Here is an 11,454-nt window from a genome sequence, read left to right as displayed (position 1 = left end):
TTTTTGATTAAAGGTTATTTAAAGTGCCTTCAGGAAGGACTGAAATCACACTCGCACGCTGAACTTTAACTTCTACGCCACGGCTCAATTCAACCACTGCGAAGTCACCTTCAATCTTGGTGATTTTGCCCATTAATCCGCCTGCAAATACCACTTCACTGCCAACGCCAAGGCTTTCGACCAAAGCACGGTGTTCTTTGGCACGTTTAGATTGAGGGCGCCAGATCAAGAAATAGAAGATTGCAATAAAAACTGCAATCATCAGAAGGTTGGCCATCATGCTTGGTTGTTGTGCAGCTTCACCTGCAGCGTGAGCAGTCGAAATAAAAAGGCTCATTACATTTTCCTGAAATAAAAAACTGGTGATCAACTTGATAATAAATTGACATATTCTTGCAATTTACATTGTCTTTTTCCTCAGCGCAAATGCTGATGGATTAATCTTGCGGGCAAGGAGGTACTTCCAGGCCACGACGGGCATAAAAGTCATGCACAAATTCGTCAAATGTACCGTTGTCTAATGCATCACGCATGGCTTCAGTCAAACGCAGGTAATAACGCAGGTTATGAATGGTGCCCAGCATCGAACCTAGCATTTCTCCACATTTTTCGAGGTGGAATAAATAGGCACGGGTGAAGTTGGTACAGGTATAGCAATCGCAATGTGGATCAAGCGGGCTTTGATCATGACGATATTTCGCATTACGGATCCGCACCAGACCATCTGTGACAAAATAGTGACCATTACGTGCATTTCGGGTTGGCATCACGCAGTCAAACATATCCACACCACGGCGTACCGCTTCCACAATATCTTCAGGCTTGCCGACACCCATCAAATAACGTGGTTTATCTGCCGGCATTTGTTCTGGAAGATAATCCAGCACCTTGATCATTTCTTCTTTAGGCTCGCCAACGGACAGACCGCCAATTGCATAACCATCAAAGTCAATTTCAAGTAAACCTTTTAATGACTCTTCACGCAAGTCTTCATACATGCCACCCTGAATGATCCCAAACAGCGCATTACGGTTTTTCAATACTTCATGATGCTGGGTTTTACAGCGTTTTGCCCAGCGCAAAGACAGTTGCAGCGATTTTTGTGCTTCTTCACGCGTGGCAGGATATGGCGTGCATTCATCAAAAATCATCACAATGTCAGAGTTCAGCGTATGCTGAATATCCATTGAAATTTCAGGCGATAAAAATACTTTTGAACCATCAATCGGAGAGCGGAAGGTGACACCTTCTTCTTTAATTTTACGCATCGCGCCCAGACTGAACACCTGGAAGCCGCCGGAATCGGTCAAAATCGGATTATTCCATTTCATAAATTCGTGCAGACCGCCATGTTCACGAATTACATCCAGTCCTGGACGTAAGTACAAATGGAAGGTATTGCCCAAAATGACCTGAGACTTGATCTCTTTGATGTCACGCGGCAACAGGCCTTTGACCGTACCGTAAGTCCCCACAGGCATGAACATCGGGGTTTCCACCACACCATGTTCCAGGGTTAAACGACCACGACGGGCACGGCCCGACTGACCTAATTTTTCAAACTTCATAGGAGTTCCACATCAAGGCGAAAAGACAGTTCGCTGATAGTTCATAGCTAAAGGGCGCTATTTTCCTTGATTCTTACGCTAAACGCCAGCATTGTAGAGCATTCACTCTGTAATTTTATTTATTGCTGAATAGAGGCAAGGTCAACTGAAACAGGCAGATTTGCAGAGAATTGCTGCAAGCGCTGTCGGATCTCTTCCCGGCTGAGCGCACAGCTGCCATCCGGCTCTGAGGCCATCGCTGCAATATACTGGATCAGTTTCTGGATATAGATATTGCTATCGACAAAATAGGATTCCAAGGTCAGCAAATAGGCATCGTGCGCCATTTGCAGGTAGTCATAAGGCTCCATCAGTAGCATTTGCTCCAGATCAATCAGAATATCTTTATCACTTTGCGAGAGCTTCAAGCGCTTGCCGACTTTAGTTAAAGGGCGGGCACGGCGGGAAGCTAAAAAGTCTTGCAATAAGGCGCTTTCTGGATTGAGTTGTAGTGCAGATCGGTATTCAACTTCGACCTGGTTTGGCAGGCTCAGAAAAAACAGGATACCATCCAGATCCAGACCATAGGCATCAGAGAGGCGTTGTTTGACATGTTGAAAGCTGTTCAGTAATAAATCCAGATGGGTAGCGTGTAGCTGTTTTGGCTGTGTCAGAACCGGATGACCAAAACTATGTTGGGTTTTAAAATAATCTGCCAGCAAGGTTTTAAAAGGGATCAATCCAGAGTTGGAAAAGCTATGTGTCCGATAACGCCATTTCTGCACCTGCCAGCGATCTTGCTCGGCCAGATACTGCCGTGGATCTTCCGGGTCTTGAAAAATGCTGCGTTCAGTCGCAATCGCCAGATCATCCAGCAGTAAAAATTCGTCAAAGACCAGACTGCAGGCATAGATTTTTTCATCCTGATAATGATCATAGAGCCGATAAAATTCCTCGACCAGCGTCTGTTGCAAGCGCTCCAAATAATCCAGCATAATTTTTATTCTTTATTTTATAAGTTTTAGAAAGTTAAAGCCCTATCCTTGGCTGTTTATAATAAGGTTAATTAGCCAAGGAGCTAAAATTTTATCAGATGTTGCGGTTCAATCAGTGAAAGTTCGGACGATAATCAAAATTCTGGGTCACGCTCTGATCACGGAAAGGGCGTACCACTTTTTTTCTGAGCAACATGTTGTTAATGATGTTGTGCGGAAAAATCTGGATCTGGTTATTAAACAGTTCGACATTACGATTATAAATAGTGATTGCCGCACCGACATTTTCATTCTGTTCTTCAATTTCTGCCATCATTTTCAGATAAATGTCATTGGCTTTCAGCTCGGGATAGTTTTCAATCACAACATTCAGGCTATGCATCAGCTGTTTGTTCAGGCTTTCAATGCGCTGTAACTGGGAAATATCGGCATCATTGATATTTAAATTCATGATGTTTTGACGCAGCTCGGTGACTTTTTCTAGTGTGCCTTTTTCAAAAGATGAATATTGCTCGACCAGCGGTTGTAACCCATCCAGAATTTTCAGTTTCTGCCGTTCATAACTGGCGACATCCGACCAGGCACGAATGGTCGCGTTATGATGGCGGACAATACTGTTACGGATCATAATGATCCCCACAATCACTGCAACAATGATCAGGCATAAAATCAAAAATCCCATCCGAGATCTCCCCAAGTCATATTAATATTTTGACAATATTGATTTAAAAAAAGCAGTTATTTTAAAAACTGTACTAGATCATGTTGTAACTGTTCGAGTTCTGTTAATTTAAACGTTCTCAGATGGCCACGCAATGTCGAAATGTCATTGATATGACGATGCTTGCTTGATACCTGAAATAGGTCATGTGGCCCCAGATAGCAGAGCATTTTATTTTCCGGATGAAACAGCAGATCACCCTGACGCTGTTGAAAAAAATCGGCCAGACGCAGCACAAAACCCGGGCTGAGTAATTTGGCCGTTTGCAGCGGATCACTGCCATAAAAACTTAAACGCTGATTAGTACGAATATCACTGCTGTGCCACGGATGGCTATAAGGATAATAAAATTTACGTCGGGAGGTGGTGACTGCAAGTCCCTGAATCTGGATATCAAACACAAACACGCCCCACAGATCTTTATGCAGCTGCATCAGTTTGACCGGTTTGCCTTCCTTGTCACGAACTTGTACTTCATCGACATAATGATACTGAAACAGCAAGACCTTATGCTGCTGGCCGTTTTCATCTTCCCAGACAGTGCTGGCATAACGCTGGATCTCATTACTCAAAGATCCCTGATTAAATAAGGGAAACAGACTTTTCAGATGGCCAATAAATTGTAGAGGATTGAGCGGCATTGAAATATGCTGAGGCTGTTGCTGAAAGGCCAGCTGATATTTCCTGGCCAGTGCCTGTTCTTCCAGAAAAGCAATGACTTCTGCTAAGGGCTGCTGTTGTTCATAGCAAATATAAGCCCAGAAGATGCAGAGACAGCCGAGAAAAACACTACTCTGAATCCAGATATTTCCCGGCGCAATAAAAATACTGGCAATCAGGAAAAGTCCTATTCCGGCAAATGCGAGCGGCAAGTTATTTTCAAACTTGAGTGTTATCGGGCCATTCCAGGGATGCAGTCCGTCCAGTAGCTCTTGATGACTCTTGACTTGACGGCCCAAATCCCACAGCCGGGCGATATTCTGAAACACCATTGCATTCTTCTTGCGACGAATATGAATGGACTGTTGTACAGACTCGATCGGCATGGGCTGGGATTCTCTCTTATTGCGCCTGATCAATCAGCATGGCATCGCCATAACTGAAGAAGCGATACTTGCTGTCTACAGCATGCTTGTAGGCATTCAGAATATTGTCACGGTTGGACAGGGCAGAAACCAGCATCAACAGGGTTGATTCCGGTAAATGGAAGTTGGTAATCAGACGATCGACCACTTTGAACTGATAACCCGGATAGATGAAAATCTGGGTATCGCCTGTCCAGCCTTTCAATTCGCCGCCATTGGCTTGTGCTGCACTTTCTGTGGCACGCGTGGCAGTTGTACCAACGGCAATCACTTTGTTGCCGCGCGCTTTGGTAGCTTTAATCAGTGCCATAGATGCATCAGACACCTGGCACCATTCGCTGTGCATGATGTGATTTTCAATATCAGTGCTGCGGACTGGCAAGAATGTACCTGCACCCACATGTAAGGTTACGAATGTTTTTTGAATGCCTTTTTCTTCCAGCTTTTTCAATAAATCTTCGTCAAAGTGCAGGCTGGCAGTAGGTGCAGCGACACTGGCCAGTTTGGTCGGGTCGTTAAAGACCGTCTGATAGCGTTCTGTATCAAGCGCCTCCGCTTCACGGTTAAAATAAGGCGGAATTGGCAATGCACCGTATTTGTCTAAAACATCTAGAATCGGCTGTGAAAATTCCACAATAAACAGGTTTTCATGACGGCCTTGCACGGTCACTTTTACTGCATCTGGACCAATAAACAGTTCGGCACCGGCTTTGGGTGAATTGCTGGCCTTGATATGACAGTGTGCAATAAACTGATCCATCATCCGCTCGACCAGCACTTCTACCGCGCCGCCTGAGGCACGTTTACCTTTTAAACGCGCTTTCATGACTTTGGTGTCGTTGAGTACCAGTAAGTCGCCTTCTTCAAGCAAGTCCAGAATGTCGGTAAATTGATGGTCGTGATATTGACCTTGTGCGTCAAGGTGCAGCAGGCGAGAGGCACTGCGTGTTTCCAGAGGATAGCGAGCAATCAGCTCATCGGGGAGATCAAAATTAAAATCAGAAAGTTGCATGATGATTTACGCTAGAAAAACTGCGGCTAGTATAAACTTTTTTCTTTTTTATGGCGGGAATTGCTCGATTTTAAAACGAAAAAATGCAATTTGTTTTAAAAATAAACAAATGTAAATATTCTGCGTTGACAGTGCCGAGAAATCGCGTATTATACCTTTCATCCACTCCCGAGGTGGTGAAATTGGTAGACGCGGCGGACTCAAAATCCGCTGTCAGAGATGACGTGTCGGTTCGAGTCCGACCCTCGGGACCAAAATTCTAGAAAACCCCAAGCACATTCAGTCTTGGGGTTTTTTATTACCTGAAATTTAAGAGTATTTATTTTTATCATTTCTTAAAATAGTTTTTGACTGAATCTGCGTAGCTTTATCAGTAAGATGATGATTTATATCTATAGCGAAAAATAGATGAATTGAATAACTTTGATGCATCAATCAGACATAAAAAACCGGCGTCTAGACGCCGGTTTTTTGTTTTACAGTACTGATCAAGTCAGTTTTGCAAAAGCTTAGATCGTAGCAAGCGCTGCATTCAAAGTAGCACTTGGACGCATCACTGCATTTACTTTCTCTTGATCAATCGCATAGTAACCGCCGATGTCTACTGATTTGCCTTGAACTTCTGCAAGCTCAGCAACGATTTTCTCTTCATTTTCAGCTAAAGTTTTTGCAAGAGGTGCAAACTTCGCTTTCAATTCAGCATTTTCGTCTTGAGCAGCAAGTTCTTCAGCCCAGAATTTCGCCAGGTAGAAATGGCTGCCACGGTTGTCCAATTCGCCAGTACGACGAGAAGGTGACTTGTCGTTATCCAGCAATTTACCAGTTGCACGGTCTAAAGTTTTGGCAAGTAACTTGATGTTGTCATTGCCTTCTTTAATACCCATTTCTTCTAGAGACACCGCCAACGCCATGAATTCACCCAGTGAATCCCAACGTAAGTGGTTTTCTTCAACTAACTGCTGTACGTGTTTAGGAGCAGAACCGCCTGCACCTGTTTCGTACATGCCACCACCGGCCATTAACGGCACGATTGACAACATTTTCGCAGATGTACCCAATTCCATGATCGGGAACAAGTCAGTCAGGTAGTCACGTAAAATGTTACCTGTTACAGAAATGGTATCTAGACCACGAGCAACACGTTCAAGCGTATAACGCATCGCACGTACTTGGGACATGATCTGGATATCAAGACCAGTCGTGTCATGATCTTTCAGGTATTTTTCAACTTTCTTGATCAGTTCGTTTTCGTGTGGACGGTACGGGTCAAGCCAGAAGATTGCCGGCATGCCAGAGTTACGTGCACGAGTAACAGCAAGTTTTACCCAGTCGCGGATCGGTGCGTCTTTCACCTGACACATACGCCAGATATCGCCTTCTTCCACGTTTTGTGACATCAACACTTCGCCAGTTTCAAGATCAACGATGTTGGCAACGCCGGCTTCAGAGATCTCGAAAGTTTTGTCGTGTGAACCGTATTCTTCAGCTTTTTGTGCCATCAAACCAACGTTTGGTACAGTACCCATGGTTTGTGGATCAAAGTTGCCATTCCATTTACAGAAATTGATCATTTCTTGGTAAATACGTGCGAATGTAGATTCAGGCATCACTGCTTTACAGTCATAAGGTTTGCCGTCAGCGCCCCACATCTTACCGCCACCACGGATCATTGCAGGCATAGAAGCATCTACAATCACGTCATTTGGTGAATGGAAGTTGGTGATACCTTTTGCAGAATCAACCATTGCAAGTGCTGGACGGTGTTCTTGGCAAGCGTGTAAATCTGCAATGATTTCTTCACGTACAGATGTCGGTAAAGTTTCGATCTTTTCATAAAGACCAGCCATACCGTTGTTTACGTTTACGCCAAGCTCGTCAAATAATTTACCGTGTTTTTCAAAAGCGTCTTTGTAGTAAATTTTCACACAGTGACCGAATACGATCGGGTGTGAAACTTTCATCATGGTTGCTTTTACGTGTAGAGAGAACAGGATGCCTGCTTCTTTGCAATCATCCAGTTCTTTTTCATAGAAATCACAAAGTGCTTTCTTGCTCATGAACATTGAATCGATGATTTCACCGTCTTGAAGCGCAACTTTTGGCTTAAGAACAATAGTTTCACCAGACTTGGTGATCAGTTCCATTTTCACATCACGTGCGCGGTCTAAAGTCATTGACTTTTCGCCGTGGTAGAAGTCACCTTCGTCCATGTGTGAAACGTGGGTTTGAGACCACTGTTTCCATTCGCTCATAGAATGCGGATGTTTTTTTACATAGTTTTTAACAGCAGCAGGCGCACGACGGTCTGAGTTACCTTCACGTAGTACAGGGTTTACTGCTGAACCAAGACATTTGCTATAACGTGCCTTGATTGCTTTTTCTTCTTCAGTGGTCGGGTTTTCAGGATAGTCAGGGATTGCATAACCTTTAGACTGAAGTTCCTTGATACACGCTGTTAGCTGGCCAACAGAAGCACTGATATTTGGAAGTTTGATAATGTTTGTGTCTGGATCTTGGGTAAGACGACCTAGCTCAGCTAGAGTGTCAGGTACCTTTTGCTCTTCGCTTAGGTAATCTGTAAATTCGGAGAGCACGCGCACAGCTACAGAGATGTCGCTTTTAACGATCTCAACGCCAGCTGGCTTAGTAAAGGTCTCAATGATCGGCAGCAGAGAATAAGTCGCCAGTAATGGCGCCTCGTCGGTCAGTGTGTAAATGATAGTTGACTTTCCACCAGCCATATATAGCCCCTTGCATTGGATTGAGTTTCTGAGGACCGAACTTTTGGCCCAGCCTCTTTGAACCGATTTGCTTAAATAAAAACATTGAGAGTATCGTCTGTCAGCGCATTTCAGTCAACGAAATATGCTTTCAGATTGAAATTTGGGCGAAAATTTGTACAGATTTGTATGGTTTAGCCGTGTTTGTATTTTGTACAAAAAAAATAATCTGGTGCAGGGCGAAATTATTGTGGCTCTGGATAGAAATTGTTGGCTAGCAGATTGTATTCGCTAAAGATGATTTTTTTGCAGCCGGCAGGATCATCCTGATTCTGAAATGGATATGGATGCTCAGTGAGCGCATGCCAGCCTGAGCCAATTTCTTCTGGCCAGCTTGAAAATGTGTTCTTGACAAGTCCTGCCGTCAAGATCAAGCCATGGCTTTGCGATATACTTCTAAACCTGCATCAAATGCGGTTAAAAATCGAAGTTAAATAAGGAAAGATCATGCCCAGTCTGTTTATTGTGATGCTCGGTGGACGTCATGCGCGTGCCAATACAGAAGTGCATGATGTGGTACTGGCAGTAGGTGAAAATCTGGAAGAAACCTATTCGCAACTGAAAAATGCCTGGTTTGCTGAACAGAAAGGGCTGCATATTGATGCCTGGGCACAAATTAACGGGCTGGAGTTCGAGGGTAAACATTATCAGGTTCAATTTACCGATGCTGCTCCGAATCAAGCTGATGAAAAGCTCTGGCTGATTAATTTAGGCGGCTATGATGCACGTGAATTTGGCGAGTTGCATCGTTATGTACTGGTGGTTGCACAAAATGCCATGGTGGCCAAACAGCGCGGCAAGGCCTATTTTGCCCAGCACTGGCAAAAACAGCATACTGACCGTGTCCTCGATGTAGACGACTGTCTTGCGATTGACCAGGTTCATGGTCGCTATGTACAGCTGGTAGAGGGTAGTTTTAACGGCAATCGCTGGGAAAATACCTATCTGATCATTTAAGACTGCAAGATAGGAATACAAAGCCGGATGAGTGTCATGATTCGACGAGTGGCTTAAAAAAAATCTTTATCAAATTGCAATAATCGGCATAATACCGAAAAGGAAAAACAGTTTTTGACTGAGATGGAACGTCTTAAATGGATTTAATTCAGGCAAATGGACAACCGCGTTATGGACGTTTCAAAGAACTTCCAAAAAGTATTGATTACCATGCATATCAGTACAAAAGCCCGTATGGTCATGTGCTGTCAGGCTGGCGTAAGCATCTAAAATATAAAAAAATCAAATTTTGTAGCATCCAGCACGAACATTATACCATTGGTCTGGCAATTGCCGACGTTGCCTGGGCAGGGCACAGTTTTGTCTATGTTTATAACCATATGAGCAATGAGGTGCAGGAGTGGAATGCAATTAATTTCCTGTCACATCATACCGTGCTCGATGAACAGCCCTTATTCAATCACAGTTATTTTCATAAATCGCCTTTTCAGGTTGATATCCAGCATGCCAACGGGGTGCGATATATCAATGTCACTAAATACGGCGAGATTAAGCTCAGCGCACGAATTTTCTGTGCCGGCACCGATCCACTGAGTATGTGCAGTCCGACCGGCATTAATGGCTGGACCTATACCCAGAAGCTGACCACCCTGGGCTGTGAAGGCTATTTTGTCAACAAGCAGGGGCAGACCATCCAGTTTAATGAACGCAGCTTTGCTTCTCTGGATGATACCTGTGGTTTTTTACGTCCCGAAACAGCCTGGTTCTGGTTGTCCTGCAATTTCTGGGATGTGAAGCAGAACCGGATTGGCATTAATCTGGCATCCGGGGTAAATGAAAGTTTTGGCAATGAAAACTGTCTGTGGATCAATGGGAAAATTTACCCTTTGGCCGATGTACTGTTCCAGCAGGAGTCTGAAAACAAATGGACGATTCAATCACTGGATGAAAAATTGAATCTGATGGTGAGTACAGGCTGGCGCCGTTATGAAAATCTCAACCTGCGCTTGGTGGGCAGTCAGTTTAGCCAGTGGCAAGCCAAGGTGTGCGGCACGATCCGGCAGGATGATCAGGAAATTATTTTATTGAATGAATATGCCTTGCTTGAGCAGCATTATGCCAAGTGGTAGAGAGCTGCTTTTAGAAATTATTTTTAATCAGCATCAAAGGAATCTCTTCTGCTTGTAAGCGGTTTATGGAATATGTTCCTCAGAAAGTCCTTATAAAATCCTGCATTTACTTGCCAGGCAGTGCGTCTCCTCGCAAAGGGAAAAGGGGCTTTCAATATCCATTTCAATATGAACAGAATGTCTGTTTTTTAATTTATGCAAAAGAACGAATTATCTAAAATGATTTGAAAGCCTCCAGTTTATAAAGGCTTTTTTTATTTGGACTATGCTGATTTTAGTCTTTTGCAGCCTGCCAGAAGGCTTCTCCGGCCTGAATCGGATCATTGGTTTCTGCTAACGTCTTTACCCAGACCTCATACTGCGCAATAACCGGGTGCTGACCGGGGTGAAAATCTTTTTTAAACCAGTCGCGATACTGCTTGCCCATGCGGGTCAAAGTGCCCTTAGAGCCAAAAAACCAGGGCAGTCCTTTCAAGTTCATCTGCAAACGTTGTAAGGAACTGAAGCCATCATGTTTCAGCATGACATTGGCGCGATAGGCGGTGAAACTAAACATCCAAAATGTGGTGCTGAGCAAGGCCATTTTGCGCATCCATTCAGGCGTTCTCGCGATATCTTTCATGACGTCAAATGCCACATCACGATGTTCCATTTCTTCAATGGCATGCCAGGCAAACATGGCACGTACATAAGGATGGCCGTCTTGCAAGGTGGACTTCTGCCCGTAAAAAGTTTCAGCCATCAATGCAGTCAAATGTTCTGCCGCTGCCGTAATTGCGATATTAAACTGTGGTGAACGGTGTTTGAGGTCATGAGCAAAAATCTTGTTCAGCCGTTCAATAAAGTCGTCGACTGGCATGCCTTGTTCACGCATCAATTGGTTCATTTTTTCATGGGCAATGCCATGCTGTGCTTCCTGACGAATAAAATCTGCAACACGTTGTTGCAGTTCCGGGTCTGTGATCTGATCGCGGAACAGGCGCACACTCTGAATGAAATAGCGCTCACCATCTGGAAAGGTCAGGCTCAGGGCATCGAACATACGGGTCAGAAAAGGATCGCCGCCAAACCAGTAACGCGGGATTTCCTCCAGTTTAAAATCAAGCTGGCTACGCACCACGGGCTTTATCGAAGATTTTAATACTGCATTCATCTTATACATTCTTTTTTGTGACGATACTGACAGTATGTCGGGGAATCCCGCAATTGTTTTGACAGTGCTTGCCA

10 protein-coding genes and 1 tRNA gene are annotated in these 11,454 nt (G+C 44.2%); 3 read left to right on the top strand and 8 right to left on the bottom strand.

The window, feature by feature from the left end; genetic code table 11:
• Nucleotides 1-7: 7 nt before the first annotated feature.
• From yajC to queA, 6 genes are all read right to left on the bottom strand, one after another.
• Complete coding sequence (yajC, locus tag AC3IT7_RS12350) at nt 8-337, bottom strand: preprotein translocase subunit YajC (RefSeq protein WP_180050898.1); 330 nt, start codon at nt 335-337, stop codon at nt 8-10.
• A 100-nt stretch (nt 338-437) separates the two neighbouring features.
• The gene (tgt, locus tag AC3IT7_RS12345) at nt 438-1,568 is read right to left on the bottom strand and encodes a tRNA guanosine(34) transglycosylase Tgt (protein ID WP_475654805.1); all 1,131 of its coding nucleotides are present in this window, start codon (nt 1,566-1,568) and stop codon (nt 438-440) included.
• A 119-nt stretch (nt 1,569-1,687) separates the two neighbouring features.
• Nucleotides 1,688-2,542, bottom strand: coding sequence for a hypothetical protein (locus AC3IT7_RS12340; protein ID WP_489248662.1), 855 nt, complete (start codon nt 2,540-2,542; stop codon nt 1,688-1,690).
• Between the two features lie 112 nt (nt 2,543-2,654).
• A complete protein-coding gene (locus AC3IT7_RS12335; RefSeq protein ID WP_475654807.1) occupies nt 2,655-3,224 on the bottom strand; it encodes a LemA family protein in 570 nt (189 codons plus the stop codon).
• Between the two features lie 56 nt (nt 3,225-3,280).
• Entirely contained in the window at nt 3,281-4,309 is a 1,029-nt protein-coding gene (locus AC3IT7_RS12330; protein ID WP_489248661.1) for a hypothetical protein, read from the bottom strand.
• 16 nt (nt 4,310-4,325) lie between these two features.
• Nucleotides 4,326-5,360, bottom strand: coding sequence for a tRNA preQ1(34) S-adenosylmethionine ribosyltransferase-isomerase QueA (gene queA / locus AC3IT7_RS12325; RefSeq protein ID WP_489248660.1), 1,035 nt, complete (start codon nt 5,358-5,360; stop codon nt 4,326-4,328).
• Nucleotides 5,361-5,527: 167 nt separating this feature from the next.
• On the opposite strand from queA, the gene AC3IT7_RS12320 reads away from it, so the two are divergent.
• Nucleotides 5,528-5,614 (top strand) — tRNA-Leu (locus AC3IT7_RS12320).
• 255 nt (nt 5,615-5,869) lie between these two features.
• Here AC3IT7_RS12320 and AC3IT7_RS12315 read toward each other — a convergent pair.
• A complete protein-coding gene (locus tag AC3IT7_RS12315; RefSeq protein WP_489248659.1) occupies nt 5,870-8,101 on the bottom strand; it encodes an NADP-dependent isocitrate dehydrogenase in 2,232 nt (743 codons plus the stop codon).
• 486 nt (nt 8,102-8,587) lie between these two features.
• Between AC3IT7_RS12315 and AC3IT7_RS12310 the strand changes: the two genes are divergently transcribed.
• Nucleotides 8,588-9,097 carry a DUF1543 domain-containing protein gene (locus AC3IT7_RS12310; protein ID WP_489248658.1) on the top strand — a complete coding sequence of 170 codons (510 nt, stop codon included), beginning with the start codon at nt 8,588-8,590 and terminating at the stop codon, nt 9,095-9,097.
• A gap of 137 nt (nt 9,098-9,234) precedes the next feature.
• Nucleotides 9,235-10,227, top strand: a complete 993-nt coding sequence (locus AC3IT7_RS12305; protein WP_489248657.1) for a DUF2804 domain-containing protein — start codon at nt 9,235-9,237, stop codon at nt 10,225-10,227.
• A gap of 274 nt (nt 10,228-10,501) precedes the next feature.
• Here AC3IT7_RS12305 and AC3IT7_RS12300 read toward each other — a convergent pair whose 3' ends face one another.
• Complete coding sequence (locus tag AC3IT7_RS12300; protein WP_489248656.1) at nt 10,502-11,380, bottom strand: metal-dependent hydrolase; 879 nt, start codon at nt 11,378-11,380, stop codon at nt 10,502-10,504.
• Between the last annotated feature and the right edge of the window lie 74 nt (nt 11,381-11,454).

This window comes from Acinetobacter sp. KH_038 (assembly GCF_057839405.1).
This window is presented reverse-complemented; position numbering and strand designations above follow the sequence as displayed.